A 19434-nucleotide genomic window follows, 5' to 3' on the forward strand; every position below is an offset into this window, starting at 1 on the left:
GGTATCTTTACTTGCATCGCTGGGGGAATCAGATGAACACACCGCAAACAGAAGCGCTGCATGAGGAAGCATATGGGCTTGATGCCCGGCCGCTTGACGAAGTTGCGCGCATTCTGGCTGCGGGACAGGCGGCCGCGGCACAGACGGTCTGTGACAGCACCAGGGACATCGCGGGAGCCGGAGAGCTCATGGCCCGCACCATCAGAGCCGGCGGCGTCATTCACTACGTTGCAGCCGGGTCATCCGGACTGATGGCTGCATCTGATGCGATGGAGCTGGGCGGCACCTTTTCGATACCGGCTGAACAGCTGCGTATTCATATGGCGGGTGGGTTGCCGGATGGTGTGGAGATGCCGGGGGCAACCGAAGATGATACCCATGCCCTCGCGACCGGTCTGGCCGGTCTGTCATCCCGCGATCTCTTGATCGCGGTTTCGGCAAGCGGAACAACACCTTACACCCTTGCGGCCGTGGAAATTGCGCGCAAGGCCCGTGCAAAGATTATCGCGATTGCCAACAACCCGGATACAGCGCTGCTGGCGGCTGCAAATGTTCCTGTTTGTCTGGGGACGCCGCCAGAGGTGTTGTCCGGGTCGACACGCATGGGGGCGGGTACGGCTCAGAAAATTGCACTCAATATGATGTCCACTCTGATGGCCATCGACCTTGGCCATGTCCATGACGGCATGATGGTGAACGTGCACGCTGACAATATCAAACTGCGCCAGCGCGCGGCCGGCATCGTTGCCCGGATTGCCGCAGTGGATCATGAGGGCGCGATGGCCGCTCTTGACGCTACAGGCGGTGCGGTCAAGCCCGCCGTGCTCGTTGCCCGCGGGCAGAGCGCGGAAACCGCACAGGCCCTTCTGAACGACACCGGATCAAACCTACGCGCGGCTCTTGCGCGGCTCACATAACTTTTCACTCTGGGAGGTAAACAATGAAAAGCAAAACACTGGCAATGGCACTTGCGACGACGGCGCTGGTGGCGTCCGCGGCACAGGCGCAGGACGTGACACTGACAATCGAAAGCTGGCGGAACGATGATCTCGCGCTCTGGCAGGACAAGATCATTCCGGCTTTTGAGGCTGAGAACCCCGGTATCAAGGTGGTCTTTTCGCCGTCTGCACCGACCGAATACAACGCTGTGCTGAACTCCAAGCTGGATGCGGGATCAGCGGGTGACATCATCACCTGCCGCCCGTTTGACGCTTCGCTTGCGCTTTTTGAGGCAGGCCACCTTGCGGATCTTGATGACATGTCCGCGATGGACAACTTCTCGGATGTTGCAAAATCTGCCTGGCAGTCTGACGATGGATCGGCGACATTCTGCGTCCCCATGGCCTCTGTTATCCACGGGTTCATCTACAATGCCGACGCCTTCGCCGAGCTGGGCATCGAAGTGCCGACAACTGAGGCAGAGTTCTTTGCGGCACTGGACGTGATCAAGGAAGACGGCACCTATATCCCGATGGCCATGGGCACCAACGACCAGTGGGAAGCGGCCACGATGGGTTACAACAACATCGGCCCGAACTACTGGAAGGGCGAAGAAGGCCGTCGTGCTCTGATCGCGGGCGACCAAAAGCTGACAGACCCGGTCTGGGTTGCCCCCTATGAGACGCTCGCGCGCTGGGGTGAATATCTGGGCGATGGCTATGAAGCGCAGACCTATCCTGACAGCCAGAACCTCTTCACGCTGGGCCGCGCAGCTATCTATCCGGCGGGGTCCTGGGAAATTTCGGGCTTCAATGCGCAGGCCGACTTTGCCATGGGTGCTTTCAAGCCACCGGTGCAGAACGCAGGCGACACCTGCTACATCTCGGATCACACCGATATCGGCATTGGGATGAATGCGGCGACGGCAAACCCGGATGCTGCAAAAACGTTCCTTGCCTGGGTTGGCAGCCCTGAATTCGCGTCGATTTTCGGAAATGCGCTGCCGGGCTTCTTCCCGCTGTCGAAAACACCGGTCGAACTGGAGGATCCTCTGGCGCGTGAATTCGTCGGCTGGCGCAGTGAATGCGAGAGCACAATCCGCTCGACCTACCAGATCCTGTCCCGTGGCACGCCGAACCTGGAAAATGAAACCTGGGGTGCTTCGGTTGCCGCCATCAAAGGCACATCCTCGCCTGATGAGCTGGGTCAGAAACTCCAGACTGGTCTCGCCAGCTGGTACGAACCGCAGCAGTAACCCTCCCCAAAGCTGCAGAACGTCCGGGCGCAGAGGCGCCCGGGCACCATCCCCGGAGAAACCCCATGCCGACCCCACGCATTCGCTGGCACATCATTGTGTTCCTGGCGCCGGCCGTTCTCGTCTACACGGCCGTGATGATCTTCCCGCTGTTCAACACGCTGCGCCTCGCGCTCTACAGCGAGGTGGACCAGTCACGCGTCTTCGTCGGGCTGGAAAATTTCCGGACACTCTTCTTTGATCCGATCTGGTCAGAACAGTTCTGGAACGCGTTGGGCAATAACTTCTGGTTCTTTGTGGTGCATATGCTTGTGCAGAACCCCATCGGGATCGCGCTGGCCGCAATTCTGAGCCACCCGCGCCTGCGCTTTGCAGCGCTTTACCGGTCGGCGATCTTTATCCCCACGATCCTGTCGTTTGTGATTGTCGGTTTTGCCTGGAAACTTATCCTGTCGCCCATCTGGGGGATCGCGCCTTCGATGCTGGATGCCGTGGGTCTGAAGTCCCTTTTCGCGCCCTGGCTGGGCAAAGAAGAATATGCGCTTACCACGCTTGCACTCGTGTCCGTCTGGCAGTTCGTGGGCATTCCGATGATGCTGATCTATGCCGCTCTCCTCTCAATCCCGGAGGAAATCCTGGAGGCGGGTGAAATCGACGGTATTACCGGTATCTCCGCCTTCTGGAAAATCAAACTGCCGCTGATCCTGCCCTCGATCGGGATTATTTCGATCCTGACATTCGTGGGTAATTTCAATGCCTTTGACCTGATCTATGCAGCCCAGGGCGCGCTCGCGGGACCAGCCTTCTCGACCGATATTCTGGGTACATTCATGTACCGCACTTTCTTTGGCTTTCAGCTTCAGCTTGGGGACCCTCACATGGGGTCCGCCATCGCCGGGGCCATGTTTGCCATCATTCTGATCGGCGTGTGTATCTACCTCTTTGGTATCCAGACACGCATGCGGAGGTACCAGCTGTGAACAAGGCCCGTTCCAATCCGTTCAACACCATCGGGATGCATGGTGCGCTGATCATCTACACGCTCATCGCGCTCTTCCCCGTTTTCGTGATCCTGATCAACAGCTTCAAGACCCGCAAGGCGATCTTCCGGGAACCGCTGGCGCTGCCCGATGCCGACAGTTTTTCAATGATCGGGTATCAGACGGTGATGAAACAGGGGGACTTTTTCCTCTACTTCCAGAATTCCATGATCGTGACCGTGGCCTCGCTGTTCTTTGTGCTTCTGTTTGGCGCGATGGCAGCTTATGCGCTGAGCGAATACAGGTTCCGCGGCAATCTGCTGATGGGGCTGTATCTGGCGCTTGGCATTATGATCCCGATCCGCATCGGTACCGTGGCCATTCTGGAGATGATGGTCGCAACCGGGCTGGTCAATACACTCTGGGCCCTGATCCTTGTCTACACTGCTCAGGGCCTGCCGCTGGCCGTCTTTATTCTGTCAGAGTTCATGCGGCAGGTGTCAGATGATCTGAAGAATGCAGGCCGGATAGACGGGTTGTCAGAATACACCATTTTCTTCCGCCTTGTTCTGCCGCTGGTACGTCCGGCCATGGCGACGGTGGCTGTGTTCAACATGATCCCGATCTGGAACGATCTGTGGTTCCCGCTGATCCTGGCCCCGGCTGAGGAAACCAAGACACTGACGCTGGGCAGCCAGGTCTTCATCGGGCAGTTCGTGACCGACTGGAACGCAGTTCTTTCCGCGCTCTCCATGGCGATCCTGCCGGTGCTTGTCCTTTACGTCATCTTCTCGCGGCAGCTGATCCGCGGGATCACATCGGGAGCTGTCAAATGACCCGTGTACTGATTGCCGGGCTGGGGAATATGGGGCTGAGCCACGCGCTGTCGCATCACAATCACCCGGATGCGCAAATTGTTGGCCTTGTTAACCGGTCTGCGGTCGACCTGCCGGAAGAACTGCAGAAGTATCCTCTATTCAACAGTTTTGACGAGGGGATGACGGCGCAGCCAGACCTCGTGGTGATTGCCACCTACACAGATACGCACGCGGATTATGCCTGCCGCGCGATGGAAGCCGGCGCCCATGTTTTCGTGGAAAAACCGCTCGCGCTGACCGTTCAGGACGCGCAGCGCGTGGTTGAAACTGCGATCCGGACGGACCGGAAACTGGTCGTGGGATACATCCTGCGCCATCACCCCTCCTGGGTGCGCCTGATCGAAGAGGCCAGGGGCTCGGCGGGCCATATGTTTTCCGCCTCAACCTGAACCAGCAGTCATCGGGCGCTGAGTGGGAAACGCACAAAGCGCTGATGCAGACCACCAGCCCCATCGTGGATTGCGGCGTGCACTATGTCGACGTCATGTGCCAGATCACAGATGCGCGCCCGGTGCGTGTCAACGGCATCGGCCTGCGTCTGTCGCCTGAAATCCCGCAGCATATGTACAACTACGGACAGCTGCAGGTGACTTTCGATGACGGATCGGTCGGCTGGTATGAGGCGGGCTGGGGCCCGATGATGTCCGAGACTGCCTTTTTTGTGAAAGATATCATCAGCCCCAACGGATCGTTGTCCATAACCGAGGGCAATAAGGGCGCATCGGCAGACATCGACGGGCATACGCGGGTCGGGGGCATTCTTGTGCACCGGCCTGACGGTGACAGCATGATCGATATGCCGGGTGAGCCAGGACACCAGGATCTCTGTGATGCAGAGCAGGCGTGGATGCTGCAGGCGATCTGCGACGACTTTGACCTTAGCCGCCATATGTCCGATGCGGTCAGCTCGCTGGCGATATGCCTTGCAGCGGATGAGAGCATCCGGACCGGCCAGCCCGTTACTCTTGAGGAGACCAGCACATGACTGCCCTTAAACTGACCAGTGTGAACAAGTCCTTTGGCGATGTGCATGTGCTGAAAGACATTAGCATGGATGTTGAAGACGGTGAGTTTGTCGTGTTTGTCGGCCCGTCGGGTTGTGGCAAGTCCACGCTGCTGCGTGTCATCGCGGGGCTTGAGGATGCCACGTCGGGCGAGGTGCAGATTGCCGGCGAGCAGGTCAATCAAACCCCCCGTCCAAACGTGGCATTGCGATGGTTTTCCAGAGCTATGCCCTTTACCCGCATCTGAACGTCCGCGGAAACATGACGCTGGCGCTCAAACAGGAAAAGCAACCCCGAGCGGTCATTGATGCGCGCGTGGAAAAAGCGTCACGGATGCTCAATCTGGAGGAATACCTCAGCAGGTATCCCTCAGAGCTTTCGGGCGGACAGCGCCAGCGGGTTGCCATCGGGCGGGCCATTGTGCGGGAGCCCAAGCTGTTTTTGTTTGATGAGCCTTTGTCCAACCTGGACGCGGCGTTGCGCATGAACACCCGGGTCGAGATCGCGAACCTGCACCGCCAGCTTGGGGCATCGATGATCTATGTGACGCACGACCAGACCGAGGCCATGACGCTTGCTGACAAGATCGTCGTGCTGCGCGACGGACGCGTTGAGCAGATCGGCAGTCCGATGGAGCTGTATAACAATCCGGCCAATCAGTTCGTGGCAGGGTTTCTGGGGTCGCCGTCGATGAACTTTTTCCCGGCCAGCGTGGTCAGTGGCAGTGATGAAAAAACGATGGGCGTGCGGCCTGAAAACCTGTTTCTGTCAGACAGCGGCGCGCTGACCGCGAGTGTCAGCCATGTGGAGCATCTTGGCGGTGACACTAACATCATCGCGAAAATGAACAGCCAGCACATTACCGCGCGGCTGTTTGGTCAGCATTCTGTTGAGGCGGGCCAGACGCTGCGTTTTGGGTTTGACCCTGAAAATGCGTACCATTTTGACAGCGATGGCCAGCGGATCGCATAACCGGCCTCAGCCACGCTTTGGTCACTGTGCCGGGCCCTTGTAACTGACGATGTTCAGGCCCTCCTCTGCAAGAGGGGGCTCAAAGTATCTCATGGTCTGATAAAACTGTTCTTCGGTTGCGGCAAAGGCATGTGTGCCCGCCGCATTCCGTGCACGCAGCCGTTCCAGACAGACATCGTCGGGCGGATCCAGAAGATGCAGCTGGTGGGACACATTCGCTTCGCGCACGATGCCCATCATCCAGCGCCTTGAGGCCACTGTGTTCGCCTGAGCATCCAGCACAACGGAAACGCCGGCACCGAGCAGATGGCTCAGATGCGGTGCCAGCACATTGCGCAGCCTGCCGGAATACTCAACGAAATCACGCAGTGTGGACATCTGATCGGCATAAAGACCATGCAGCCAGATGTCCTCTGAGACCAGTACGGTGCCATGCGCTTCGGCGAGCCTTGCGGCGAGGGTGGATTTTCCCGCAGCGATCTTGCCGCAGAACATATGAAGCACGGGACCGCTATCCGGCATTGGTCTCTCCTCTAATCCATGCGTTTCATCGGGTCAGCTGCCAGAAGCGGCAGGGCAGGGCAATCGCGGCCACGACAAGCCCGATCATATAACCGACCCAGACCCCGGCCGCGCCGTAGTCCCAGTAAAACCCCAGCAGATAGCTGGCTGGCAACGCAAGCGGCCAGTAGGCGGCCAGTGTGATCACGGTGGGCAGGTTCATGTCTGACATGCCGCGCAGCGCGCCCAGTGCGGTGCCCTGAATGCCATCCGCGACCTGCAGCAGGGCGACAATGATAAACAGGACAACGGCCAGGTCGATCACTGCCAGGTCATCCGACATGGTCTCGGCGAGCACCCGGCCGAAAGCGATAAAGAACCCGGCCGCCAGCAGTTGCCATAGCGTCACGATCAGGAAAGAAGCCTTAAGTATCGGACGCAGCCTGAGTTCATGGCCTGCACCGACTGCCAGCCCGACGCGGATCGAGGCGGCACCCGCCATGCCCAGCGGTATCATATAAGCGAGGCCGCCAATGGCGTTCACAATCTGATGGGCGGCCAGCGCCTCGGCCCCGAGCCAGCCCATCATAATGCCGACAACTGCATAGGCGCCGCCTTCGCCGGCATATCCAAGACATAAGGGCAGGGCCTCTTTGCACTGTTTCTTCACATCTGGCCAGCGGACGGTGACCTGTTGCCGGAAGGCGGCCAGCCCGGGTGATTTTGCCAGCACAATGAATGCTGCGAGCAGCGATACGCATTGCGACAGGATGCTGGCCAGACCGGCGCCCAGAATGCCGAGTTCCAGAACATGAATGAAAGTGTAGTTGGCCGGAATGTTGAAAAGCACCCCAAGGTAGGAAAGCGCCACTGCTGTCCAGGGTCTTCCCACGGCGTCAAAGAGCGACTTCAGGCCAAAGAACAGTGTAAAAGGCACGATCCAGATGGCCATTGAAACCCAGTAGGGCAGCAGGATGGCGAGAACTTCCCGGGGTTGGCCGAGCGGGCCCAGCAGGGGATACAGCGCCAGCATGAGAAAGGCTGCGACACCGCCGCCAAGCAGACAGAGTATCATCCCGCCGCGCAGCACCTGCGCCACACGTTTAGGGTCGCCGGCACCTTCAGCCTGGCTGATCTGGACTGAGATCACAGTCACCACACCCCAGAGAGCGGAGATCATGATGATGAGGACAGCCGTTGTCACGCCGGCTGCTGCCAGCGGCACTGTGCCCAGCGGAGAGATCATTGCGGTGTCCACCACGCCGATGAGCAGTGCGGCAGCAAGCCCCACCATCAATGGCACGGCGAGCCGGAACAGAGGCTGGATTTCGGCGCGCACCGGCGCCTGTTGAGAATAGCGTAGGTCAGTCATGGTTCACCTGCCGGACGTTTCCGGCGAAAAAAGTCGCGTGCTTCAGCCGTGTGCTGAATGTTTCAACGGGCGCTCAGGCCTGCGACGGGTGATCCATTGTTCCGGTCTTTCTTTGGACGGTCTTTCTGCTCGCGGTGTAGCCCTGTTTGAGCGATCCGTCCAGTTGTAAATCCGGACATTGCAGCCGGATCCGGCTACAAAGCCCCGCAGTGTACGGGGAATATTTGATCAAATGTTTCCGGCTGTCCGAAACTGAAACGACCCCGGCGCTGTTCTCTTTGTCAGGCTCTGAACAGGGTTGCACATCTGCTGCTGCACAGGCCCGGTTTGCAAAAAAGCGGCTTTGAGAATCAAAGGGCGATCCGTCCCTTCTGAAGTTTTCCAACGTACGGAGCATTAAAGACCTGAAATTGAAGTTGTCCGCTGAATTTCAATCCAAGGCAGTTTTTCAGACAGGTGTTTTTCAGCGCTATTTTGCCGTTCCTGAATTTGTTGTGGCAAAAAAATCACGCCGGACGCGGGCGAGTCGGATTTGATCAGAAAAAGTGCTGCCGGAGTTTCGTTGAGCAAGACCACCGGGATCAGTTTTGTTAACAATTTGGTCAGAAAAAAGCTTCCGAAGAGAGAGCAATGTCAACAGGCGTTACCAGGTACTCCCCCCGCGGGGTCGATTTCAATCAATTTTCACGAGTTTTCTGCTCTGCATACTGTTTCTGGTCAGCGCCCCGGCGCATGCACAGAACGTCGACTGGCTGCTGAACCTTGACGATACCGGGTTTGATCCGACGGCCGCCGGAAGCACGGCGCAATATAACCTGACGGTTACGAACAATGGCTTCGGCCCGGCGGATGCACCTGCGACGACCCTTGATATTGAGGTGCCCGCGAGCACACAGCTGCTCAGCACCTCCGGTACCGTCACAGGCTGTGCACCTTTGCCCGCGGCGGGTGGCAGCACTGTAACGTGTAACGTCCCTGCGATCGCTGCCAACGGCGGAACGGCCAGCCTGCAGCTCGATCTGGAGGTTTCGCAGCAGGGCTCTGTTGTTCTGACGGCAAGTGTTCCGGATGCCGGAGACACAGACCCGGCAAACAACAGTGTGTCCGAGACGACGACAGTGACACAGGGCGCTGACACCCGCATTGACATTCAGGGGCCCGCAACTGCCGCCTCCGGCAGCACGGTGACCTATGACCTTGTCGTGGCCAATGATGGCCCGGATACCGTCTCCGACATCGTTGTTGATTTCCCGATACCCACAGGTCTGGTCAATGTATCCCCCCGTCCGGATGTACACTTGGGGGCGGTATTTACACATGCACAATCCCCGGACCCGTTGCGCCCGGCGCCTCGGCTCAGCTGAGTTTTGATGGCCAGATCAGTGCGGCGGCATCCTCCACTGTGACGCCGGTGGCGAGCATCACAGGTGCCTCCATTCCTGATCCTGATACGGCCAACGGCACGGACAGCCTGGATACCACTGTCACCGGCGGAAGTGATCTGGAGATGAACAAAACCCGCAGTCCTTCCGGATCGCTTCTGGTCGGTGATGCGGCGGTTTTTACCCTTGCGCCGTCCTACACGGGCGACAACCCGACCGGGCTGACTGTTGTTGATACGGTGCCATCCAATTACACGATCGACAGCGTTGTTCCGTCGAGCGGCTGGGACTGTACCATCAACGGCCAGCAGGTCACCTGTACGCTTGTGGGCGGGTCCGGGCCGGGTGCGAATGTGGCGCTGCCGACGATTGCCATCAACACGACTGTGGTTTCAGCTGGCAACCCGGTGAACACGGCGGGAATCACGGCGACAGGTCCGTCCGATCCTGACCCGTCAAATAATGCGGACAATGACGGCGGCGCGACGATCCAGGAGCCCACGGTTGATCTCGCCGCGATCAAAACAGGCCCGACGCCATCCCTGGTGGTTAACGGTAACCCTTATGACTTTGAAATCAGTGCGCGCAACGAAGGTACGGCTGATTTTTTCGGAACCATCGAACTCACGGACAACCTGCCTGCCGGTCTGCAACTGACCGGTTTTGCGCTCAATGGATGGACCTGTGCGCCTGCGCCGGTCGTAAACGGTCCGGCGACGATAACCTGTACCCGTGTCTTTACGCCTGGCAGCCCGCTGGCGGCCGGCGCGACCACGCCAGCGGTCACTCTGGAAACCGTGGTGACGCAGACAGGGACAATTTCCAACTCGGTCACGGTCAGCTCTCCGGACGCGAATATTCCGGATCTGAACCCCGGCAATGACACGACCAGCACTTCCGTAACCGCAAGCACTCCCGGCGCGTCGGCGGATATTGCAGTGGCCAAAACGTCCAGCGCCGCACCGATCGCCGGTGAGACACAGACATTTACGTTTGTGATCAGCAACGCAGGTCCGCAAACAGCGACGAATGTAACTTTCACGGATACGCTGACTGATCTGGTCAACAACGTCTCCGGTGGCACAGGAAATGGTCTGGTCAGCATCAGTGCACCGGGTGCCAGCTGTTCGTCTCCTTCTGCAGGCGGGCGCAGTATTGCGCTTACCTGCACCGGACTGACGGTTCCGGTATGTTCCGGCGGGGCTTGCCCGACCTTTGTTGTTGAGGTCACCCCCGGCGGCAATGGCGGCGCACGCACAAACACTGCCGAGGTAATTTCAGAAGATGTGGCTGATCCTGACCTCACCAACAACGACAGCACCGTCGGTTTTACGGTTGATCCGCGCACAGACATGACCATTACGAAGGTCGCGTCGCCCGTGCCGGTGGGAGCGGGTCAGAACCTGACCTATGTTCTGACAGCCCAGAATGAAAACAACGGTCTGAGTGCGGCAGATGACGTCGAAGTGACGGATACACTGCCGCCGGATGTCACCTTTATCTCGGCATCGCCTTCGGCGGGGGCCTGTTCCACGACGCCAACGCCGAACACGACAACACTGCCGGGCAGCAATAACCTGATCGAATGCCAGCTCGGTACGATTGCCAACGGTGCGCAGCGTACAGTGACTGTTGTCGTGCGCCCCAACCTCGCCACGCGCGGTACCTCAATCGACAATGACGCCAGCGTTTCGACCAGTACTGTTGAGACGGATACAGGCAACAACGATGCAGTTGCGACTGTTGCAGTGAACGATCCCAGCCTCGATCTGCTGGTGAACAAATCGGAAAGCGTTGATCCCGTCGCGGTGGGCGATGACACCGTTTACACCGTACTTGTCAGTAACCTCGGCCCGTCGGCAGCGGAAAATGTTGTTGTGACGGATCTTCTTCCTCCGACGGGGCTGAACTATCAGTCTCATACGATCAGTGCGGGCGGCACCTGCCCGACAGCGCCGAACCCCGGCGATCTTAACGGCACCCTGATCTGCAATTTTGCCATTCTGCCAGCCGGCGAAACGGGCACTATTACGGTCACGGCACGCGGTGTATCCAAAGGCACCGTCGGCAATCAGGTGTCGGTGACTTCTGACGAGGTCGCGGGCGGTTTCGACGCCAACAGCGATAACAACAGCCAGACCGAAAACACCACAGTACGTACCCGCGCTGACGTCGAAGTGGCCAGCAAGGTGGCTGTTCCGGCGACGGTTGATCTGCTGGACAACTTCGATTTCGTGATCACCGTGCGCAACAACGCGGGCGCGGGTCTCGCTGAGGCGGACGATGTGATTGTCCGGGACAACCTGCCTTCGAACATGCGGCTTACGGGGGTCCCGTCGCTGGTGGTCACATCCGGTACGTCAACGCTCAGCAGTTGTACGGGCAGCGCGGGTGGTGCGTCTTTTGAGTGTAATCTGGGCACTTTCAGCAGTGGTGCTGAAGCCGAAATTACTGTGCCGGTGGAGGTCACTTCTGTATCCGCTCTGCCGGAAGCCGTGAACAACACAGCGACGATCAGCACGTCATCACTGGATGTGACACCGGGCAACAACTCGAACACCGGTGCTGTCACCGTCAGTTCGTCCTCGCTGTCAGGCAATGTGTTCCGCGACTTTGACTCCAATGCCGCGATCAACGGCATCGACAGTGGGGTCGGTGGAGTGCCCATCACACTGACAGGCACAGATTTTGACGGCAACACCGTGACGCGCACCGTCACAACAGCGGCCGACGGCAGTTACTCTTTCGACTTTCTGCCCGCCGGCACCTATTCGATCACGCGCGGCGCTACAGGCGAGAACTTCCTGACGGACGGCGCCAGCAGCGCGGGTACCGCTGGCGGCACGGTTGCATCCGCGACGCAGACAACCGGCATCAGCCTGCCTGCCGGAACGGCGGCAACCGGATATCTGTTCCCGGTGATCCCGCAGGCGCGGATCGGTATTGCCAAGGCAGTACAATCCGGACCATCGGCGAATGCGGATGGTTCTTTTAATGTCACGTTCCGGCTTCTGGTAGATAACCTCAGCCTTGAGGCGCTGAACAACATTGTCGTCACTGACCCCCTGGCGGGAGCGGCGCCGCGGTTTGGCACTTTCGCAGCACTGGGCACGCCTGCGACCGACCCGCTGTCCCGTGGCCAGTACACGGTTCTGGCAGCTCCTTCGGGTACCTGCGGTGGCCTGCAGGCCGGGTTCAACGGCAGTGGCGCGCAGACCGTGGCTTCCGGCTTTACGCTCGCAGCGACCAGCACCTGTACGATTGATATCAGTCTGCGGGTCCAGCCAACTGTACCACAGCCGCCTGTGCTGGCGTCCGGTGGAAGCTATGAGAACCAGGCCAGCGTCACAGGCGAAGGGGCAACGTCCGGACAGACCTCCGCGACCAATCCGCTGCTGAGCGACGCTTCCGACAATGGCACCAGCGCAGACCCCAATGGCAACGGTGATCCGACAGAAGCGGGCGAGAATGACCCGACGCCGGTCGTGCCGGCCTTTGCGCCCGGCATTGCGCTGGTCAAAACCGCGGACACCAGCGCGCTGTCCAGCCCGCCGGTTGCGGGTGAGACGATCACATACCGTTTTGCTGTGACAAACACCGGTGATGTCACGCTGACGAACATCACCATTTCGGACCCACTGCCCGGGATATCGCTGTCGGGTGGCCCGATCCCGAGCCTTCTGCCCGGCGGCACGGACACGGGAACGATTACGGCAACCTATGTTCTGACCCAGGACGACGTGGATGCGACTGAAGTGGTCAACCAAGCCACTGCATCGGGTACGGACCCGTTTGATCGGGTCGTGACCGATCCGTCAGGCACAACCAATGGCGATGACACGCCATTGTCCACGCCGCTGGCGTCTGATCCGGCACTGGCTCTCGTGAAGATTGACGACGACAGCGGCATCGGGACGCCAACGATGATCGGTGACGTGATCCTTTACAGTTTTGAGGTAACCAACACCGGCAATGTGACGCTGAACAATATCACGCTGACGGATTCACTTCCGGGGGTTTCTCTGTCCGGCGGGCCCATTACGAGCCTGGCACCGGGTCAGACAGACACCACGACTTTCAGCGGCAGCTACAGTGTCGTGCAGGCCGATCTGGACAATGGGCGTGTTGAAAACAGTGCGGTTGCAACCGGAACACCCACTGCGGGTCCACCGCCCGGAACCGATATTTCCGGCACGACGATTTCCAATGACACCCCCACCGTGACGCTGATCAACCAGTCTGCGGCGATCACACTCGTCAAGTCGGTGGACGACAGTGCCTTTCTGACTACGGCGGCTGTGCCCGGTGACACTCTGACCTACACCTTTGAGGTGACAAATACCGGTCTGGAGACGCTTAACAATATCACGATCTCTGATCCGCTTCCGGGACTTTCAATCACACCGGGTCCGATTGTCAGCCTGGCACCGGGTGCGGTGGATGACACCACCTTTGTCGGTACCTACACAATTACGCCTGCGGATATTGCCGCCGGACAGATCGACAATACCGCGACAGTCACCGGCAATTATACCGACGGTTTCGGTGTACCTCAGACCACGACAGATGATGATGACGCCATAGCTGTGCTTGTGCCGATTGATGCGGAGCCAGAGGTTTTTCCGGCATTCACAGGTGATGGTGGAACCAGCACGTCGATCCTTGCATCCGACACGGTACGTAACCAGCCGGCGACGCTGTCCAACGTGAACCTGACGGTTGTTGCCGAAGACCCGGGCGTGACGCTTGATCCGAACACCGGCCTGATCACGCTGGCACCGGGCAATCCGGCCGGCACCTATGATGTGACCTATGAAATCTGTGATGCGCTGAACCCGACCATCTGTGACACTGCCGTCGAAACCGTCACGCAGGGCGTTCTACCGGCAATTGAGACGACCAAGACGCAGACTGTGCTCGACAATGGCGATGGGGTTACGGGTGTAGGCGACACAATCAGCTATTCCATCACAGTTGAGAATACCGGCAACACGGATCTTGAGAACGTGGCGCTTGTCGATACGCTCAGTTCGCTGGCGGGCCGTACTGTACCACTGGGCACAGGCCCCACGTTTGATTCCGCGAGCAGTGGATCAGCAGAGGGCGATCTGCTGGTTGGCGAAACGGCGACCTACACAGCGACCTACCTTCTGACTGTCGCAGATGTGACCGATGGTGGCATGAGCAACACGGTGACGGCTTCCGGCCTGACGGTTATTCCGCCCGGTGTTCCGGGCACGCCGTCGACGATCGATGATGTGTCGGATGACGGAATTGATACCGATGGCAACACGACGGACGACCCGACAACGTTGTCGATTGCGCCGTCTCTTGCGGCAACAGGGCTGACGCTCGAAAAGACAACACCTCTGGGTGTGGTCACGCGGGGTGCTGTGGTGCCCTACACCATTACGCTGCGCAACGAGAACCCGGTTCTGGGTGGATCCTTCAACATTGTGGATGTGCTGCCGCCGGGGCTGCTCTATCTGCCGGACAGTGCAACACTGAACGGCGCGCCGTTCACGGCCACTGTCATCGGACGGACAGTGACCTGGATCGGTGTGCCGGTTCCGCCCTTTTCGACAGTAAGCCTGACCCTGCGCGGTCGCGTAACAGACGGAGCGGGTCCGGGTGAGCTGGTGAACACCGCCTCTGTCCGAAATCCGGACACGGGTGCTCTGATCCCGCCATTTGCCACAGCAACGGTCCGTATCATGCCAGAGGCCGTGTTTGACTGTGGCGATGTCATCGGCAAGGTGTTTGATGACCGGAACCGTGATGGCTATCAGAATCCTGCCGGATCGACCCCGCCGAGCCGTGATGCACTGGCGGAACGCGGCCGTCTTGAGGGTGAACCTGGCCTGCCGGATGTGCGTCTTGTCGGTGTTGATGGCACCACCATTATCACCGACCAGTACGGACGGTACCATGTGCCCTGCGCCATGCTACCCGAAGACCGGGGATCGAGTTTTATCCTAAAGCTGGACACCCGCACGCTGCCGACGGGCTTCAGGATGACCACCGAGAATCCACGGGTTGTGCGCCTCACACCAGGCAAACTGACCGAGATGAACTTCGGCGCGGCACTTACCCGTCTCGTGCGCGTTGATCTGAACATGGCAGGATTTGATACGGCGTCGAACGGCCGGCTTGCGCTTTCGGCACCGCTGGCACGTGGCCTGGACCGGTTGCTTCAGCAGATCGCCGATACGCCCCTGCACCTGCGCATTGCGTTCCATCTGCCGAAGACGGCGGACCGGGCAGCCGAGCGCGCTGCCCGCAGCCGGATGAGGCTTGTGGAGCGATACATACGCCGTGAATGGCGGGATATCGGGCAGGTCAAACTCACCATCGAGCGGACACTCGTCCGCCGCAGCCAGTGAGGGGACGTGCCATGAAGAGCTCTCTTTTTCTGCGTTCCGTCTCGCATGCCGCGCTGTTGAGTGCCGGCCTTCTGGGCTGCGGGCTGCTGGTGACAACCAGCGCGCGGGCCGCCGATGGTCAGGACGATGAGTGTTTTGACGCTGTCGTGCCGCAGCCTGAAGACTGTTACCGCGCCAATGCAGGTCTCGTCGTCGCGATGCCTACCGGTGAAAACACTGAAAAGATTGACACATCGCCCGGCGGCAGTTTTGAAGAGCAGGGTTTTTCGATCTCAATCGACAACGAAACGGTTGCGGGTGCCCCGGCACCGGTGGACCTGCGGCGACCTGCTGACATCGAAAACGCCCGGCGCGATATCGATCTGAGGTTCGATGGGCTGAACGGTCAGCGGCTTCTGAACGTCAGCACCCGCGATCTGCGGGCGGCCTACCGCGCTGGCGAACGGGTCGTGTTCCGGGCTTCCGCGAATTATCCAGCCTATATTTCACGCGCCGAGGTGCGCATTGTTGATCTGAGTCGGCGCGGCAGGCCGGTTGTGGCCACACTGCCGGTGCAGGCAAACGGCACGGTGGCCTGGACCATGCCAGAGGAGGGGTCCCCGGACCTTGCCTATGTGTTGCGGGTCTATGACGCGGCAGGGCGTTTCGATGAAACCCAACCCCTTGATCTGCGGCGCACCACGGCTGCCTTTGAAACCCACGGAACGGTGCGCGGTGAAAACATTGCCCCGGGCGAGGGTGATGACCGCACCCGCCTGCGTAATATTCCCACAGGTGGCGGGCGGATTACGGCATCGGGCACAGTTGCGCCGGGTGCGCGCGTGATCATCCGTGGCGAAGAAGTACCGGTTGATCCGTCAGGCCGGTTTGTCACCACACGCATTCTGCCTGCCGGTTTTTACGACGTGCCGATTGAGATTATTGAAAATGGACGGCGTGAAACGGTCGTGCGCCAGGTCGAGATACCTGAGCATGACTTTTTTGGTGTCGGGCTCATTGATCTTACCTTCGGGCGGCGCCTCAATGACGATCTTGCCGAAGGTGATCCGGAAAACGATGACACCTACGCCGAAGGCCGCATCGCGGGCTTTGCCAAGGGCACTACAGTCACCGGCTACCGTTATACCGCGTCTGTGGACACCGGAAACGGGCCGCTGAGTGAAGCCTTTGACAGACTTGATGAAAAAGACCCGCGCCGGGTGATCTCGCGCCTTGATCCGGATGATGTCTATCCAACCTATGGCGATGACAGCTCGTCCTATGATGATGCCCCCACTTCGGGCCGGTTCTATCTGCGGGTCGAACGGGACCGGACAAGGTTCACCTTTGGTGACTTCAAGGCGGGTATTACGGGCACGGATCTTCTGTCGTCCACAAGGTCGCTCTATGGGGCTGAAATCAGCCATGAATCCCTAGACGTGACCGAAGACGGCAACGCACGCACCAGTGTGAACGTATATGCTGCGTCCCCCGAAACCCTGCCGCAGCGCGATGTGTTGCGGGGGACAGGTGGGTCGGTCTACTTCCTCAGCCGCCAGGACATCAATGGCGGCTCGGAAACGATTGCCGTGCAGATCACAGACCCGGTCACCGGGCGCATCGTCAGTTCAAGAACGCTGACGGAAGGCGTCGACTACGAAATCGACTACATTCAGGGTGTTGTAATCCTGGCGGAACCCCTGTCGTCCTCGGCATCGGACGGATCGCTGGTCACAAGTGGCTCATCTGGTGAGTTCGATGTGAACCTGGTTGCTCAGTATGAATACACACCGGTTGCTGGCGCGCTCGACGGGGCGTCTACCGGCGGGCGCGTTGAATACTGGGCCACAGACGATCTGCGCGTCGGCATCACGAGCATGCGTGAAAACACAGGCACAGCTGATCAGAAGCTGGATGGTGTCGATCTGCGGTATGAGCTTGGAGAGCAGAGCAATATCGAGGCCGAAATCGCGCAGACCGAAGGGCCGGGCTTCGGGCGGACCCTGTCAACGGACGGTGGGCTTTCCAACACGACTGTCGGAACGGGCAGTGGCAGCAAGGCCCGCGCTTACAGTCTGGATGCGTACCTTGACACCACCGAGATCGGTCTGGGAGTTCCTGGCAGTATCGGCTTTTACTACGAACGCAAAGAGGCAGGCTTCTCAACGCTGTCAGAGGACATCTCCGACGATCAGACCCTGTGGGGCGTGACGGCAGATGTAGATCTGAACGACCGGCTCAGCTTTGGCCTCGATTTCGAGGATTTTGAGAGTGACACCGGCGAAAGCCGCACGGAGGCCGAGGTCCGCCTGACATACCGCCTGAACGACAGGTGGTCGGTGGATGCAGCCCTTGCTCATCTCGACAGAAATGCGGTTTCCGGCACGTCGGACAACGGTCGCCGGACGGACGCAGCGCTGCGCCTGAATTACGCCCCTGACGAAGACCAGCTCTATTATGCTTACGGTCAGGGGACGCTGTCCCGGTCCGGTCAGATCGAGCGCAACGACCGGCTTGGCGCAGGACTTGAGCTGCAGGTCACCGAAAAACTGTCTCTGGGGGCAGAGGTTTCAGGCGGCGACGGTGGCTTCGGCGCGAAAGCCCGCCTAGGCTACAGCCCGACAGCGGACAACGAGATTTACCTTGGCTACACGCTGGACCCGACGCGTACCGGTTTCCGTTCGGACACGCTGCTGGGGGCGGCGGAAGAGGAATTCACCGTTGGTGCCCGGTACCGGGTGTCTGAGACCGTAAAGGTTTACGGTGAAAATAACTGGGACCTCTTCGGCAACCGCCGGTCTCTGACGCGGGCATATGGTGTCAACTATACGCCGGACGCCCGGTGGTCCTTCTCCGGCGCGGTTGAGAGCGGGACAGTCCGCGACGACATAACCGGCGATTTCGACCGCGATGCGGTCTCCTTCGGGGCGTCCTATGCCTTTGAGGATAAACGCGATGCGCGTCTGCGCCTTGAATACCGGACAGATGATGGTGAAGGCGTTGAACAGGACCGGGATACATGGGCGCTGTCCGGCGGATATTCACACAAGCTGGATCGTGACTGGCGTTTCCTGCTGAACGTTGATGCGCTGATTTCCAGTTCCGATCAGTCGTCTTTCCGGGATGGGGAATATGTTGAGGCTAGTGTAGGTTATGCCTATCGGCCGGTCGACAACGAGCGTCTGAATATGCTTTTCCGCTACACCTATCTGCATGACCTGCCGGGTGAGGATCAGGTCACAGCCAACGGATCCACAGACGGTCCGTCACAGCGCAGCCATGTGCTGTCCGTCGACGCCATCTATGACATCAGCCCGCGGCTCAGTGTCGGCGGTAAATACGGCTACCGGATGTCTGAAATTGCAGACCGTGGCACCGACACTTTTGTCGACAACACGGCACATCTCGCAATTCTCCGGTTCGACTGGCACGTGGTGCACAAGTGGGATGCCCTCGCCGAGGCGCGGATGCTCGTTTCAGAGGACACCGATGTTGATGAACATGGCTTCCTGCTGGGCGTGTACAGGCATGTCGGAAACAACGCGAAAATCGGTGTGGGCTATGAATGGGGCCGCGTGTCGGATGATCTGACCGATCTGGACTATGACAGCAGCGGTATCTTCATCAACCTGATCGCCAAATTCTGAAACCGGTCACCCGAGGGCGGTGACCGGTACACCGCTGCGCTGTTGGCTGCCCGCCCGGAACCGGCAGTGTGATGCGGTGTCCTGTCCCTTATCAGTCAGCCTGCAGGGCCTTCGCGGGAATTAAGCTGTTCCTTACGAACCC

The 19434-nt window shown here is 59.4% G+C and carries 9 protein-coding genes and 2 pseudogenes; 9 read left to right on the forward strand and 2 right to left on the reverse strand.

Features of this window, described 5'->3' with window-relative positions; genetic code table 11:
* The first annotated feature begins 32 nt into the window (after positions 1-32).
* The 6 genes and pseudogenes from ACZ1HA_RS01965 to ACZ1HA_RS01990 all read left to right on the forward strand — a co-directional run bounded on the left by ACZ1HA_RS01965 (position 33) and on the right by ACZ1HA_RS01990 (position 6028).
* The gene (locus ACZ1HA_RS01965) at positions 33-917 is read left to right on the forward strand and encodes an N-acetylmuramic acid 6-phosphate etherase (protein WP_472712654.1); all 885 of its coding nucleotides are present in this window, start codon (positions 33-35) and stop codon (positions 915-917) included.
* 23 nt (positions 918-940) lie between these two features.
* Positions 941-2194 (forward strand): ABC transporter substrate-binding protein, encoded by a 1254-nt coding sequence (locus ACZ1HA_RS01970; RefSeq protein WP_472712655.1) that lies wholly within the window; start codon positions 941-943, stop codon positions 2192-2194.
* Between the two features lie 65 nt (positions 2195-2259).
* The gene (locus tag ACZ1HA_RS01975) at positions 2260-3174 is read left to right on the forward strand and encodes a carbohydrate ABC transporter permease (RefSeq protein WP_375228572.1); all 915 of its coding nucleotides are present in this window, start codon (positions 2260-2262) and stop codon (positions 3172-3174) included.
* A 35-nt stretch (positions 3175-3209) separates the two neighbouring features.
* The gene (locus ACZ1HA_RS01980) at positions 3210-4010 is read left to right on the forward strand and encodes a carbohydrate ABC transporter permease (protein WP_472715266.1); all 801 of its coding nucleotides are present in this window, start codon (positions 3210-3212) and stop codon (positions 4008-4010) included.
* A pseudogene (locus ACZ1HA_RS01985) lies at positions 4007-5037 on the forward strand (Gfo/Idh/MocA family protein). The gene ACZ1HA_RS01980 and the pseudogene ACZ1HA_RS01985 overlap by 4 nt, the downstream one beginning before the upstream one ends.
* A pseudogene (locus ACZ1HA_RS01990) lies at positions 5034-6028 on the forward strand (ABC transporter ATP-binding protein). The pseudogenes ACZ1HA_RS01985 and ACZ1HA_RS01990 overlap by 4 nt, the downstream one beginning before the upstream one ends.
* Positions 6029-6049: 21 nt before the next feature.
* Here ACZ1HA_RS01990 and ACZ1HA_RS01995 read toward each other — a convergent pair.
* Both ACZ1HA_RS01995 and ACZ1HA_RS02000 read right to left on the reverse strand, forming a co-directional pair.
* The gene (locus tag ACZ1HA_RS01995) at positions 6050-6550 is read right to left on the reverse strand and encodes a P-loop nucleotide/nucleoside kinase family protein (protein WP_472712656.1); all 501 of its coding nucleotides are present in this window, start codon (positions 6548-6550) and stop codon (positions 6050-6052) included.
* Between the two features lie 25 nt (positions 6551-6575).
* Positions 6576-7901 carry an MATE family efflux transporter gene (locus ACZ1HA_RS02000; protein WP_472712657.1) on the reverse strand — a complete coding sequence of 442 codons (1326 nt, stop codon included), beginning with the start codon at positions 7899-7901 and terminating at the stop codon, positions 6576-6578.
* 587 nt (positions 7902-8488) lie between these two features.
* On the opposite strand from ACZ1HA_RS02000, the gene ACZ1HA_RS02005 reads away from it, so the two are divergent.
* From ACZ1HA_RS02005 to ACZ1HA_RS02015, 3 genes are read left to right on the forward strand one after another with little or no spacing between them, the layout of a single operon-like run.
* Positions 8489-9265 carry a hypothetical protein gene (locus ACZ1HA_RS02005; RefSeq protein ID WP_472712658.1) on the forward strand — a complete coding sequence of 259 codons (777 nt, stop codon included), beginning with the start codon at positions 8489-8491 and terminating at the stop codon, positions 9263-9265.
* A gap of 47 nt (positions 9266-9312) precedes the next feature.
* Positions 9313-15666, forward strand: a complete 6354-nt coding sequence (locus tag ACZ1HA_RS02010) for a DUF7507 domain-containing protein (RefSeq protein WP_472712659.1) — start codon at positions 9313-9315, stop codon at positions 15664-15666.
* Positions 15667-15677: 11 nt separating this feature from the next.
* The gene (locus ACZ1HA_RS02015) at positions 15678-19292 is read left to right on the forward strand and encodes a hypothetical protein (RefSeq protein WP_472712660.1); all 3615 of its coding nucleotides are present in this window, start codon (positions 15678-15680) and stop codon (positions 19290-19292) included.
* Positions 19293-19434 lie beyond the last annotated feature (142 nt).

The sequence above is a fragment of the Roseobacter sp. S87 genome (assembly GCF_055693285.1).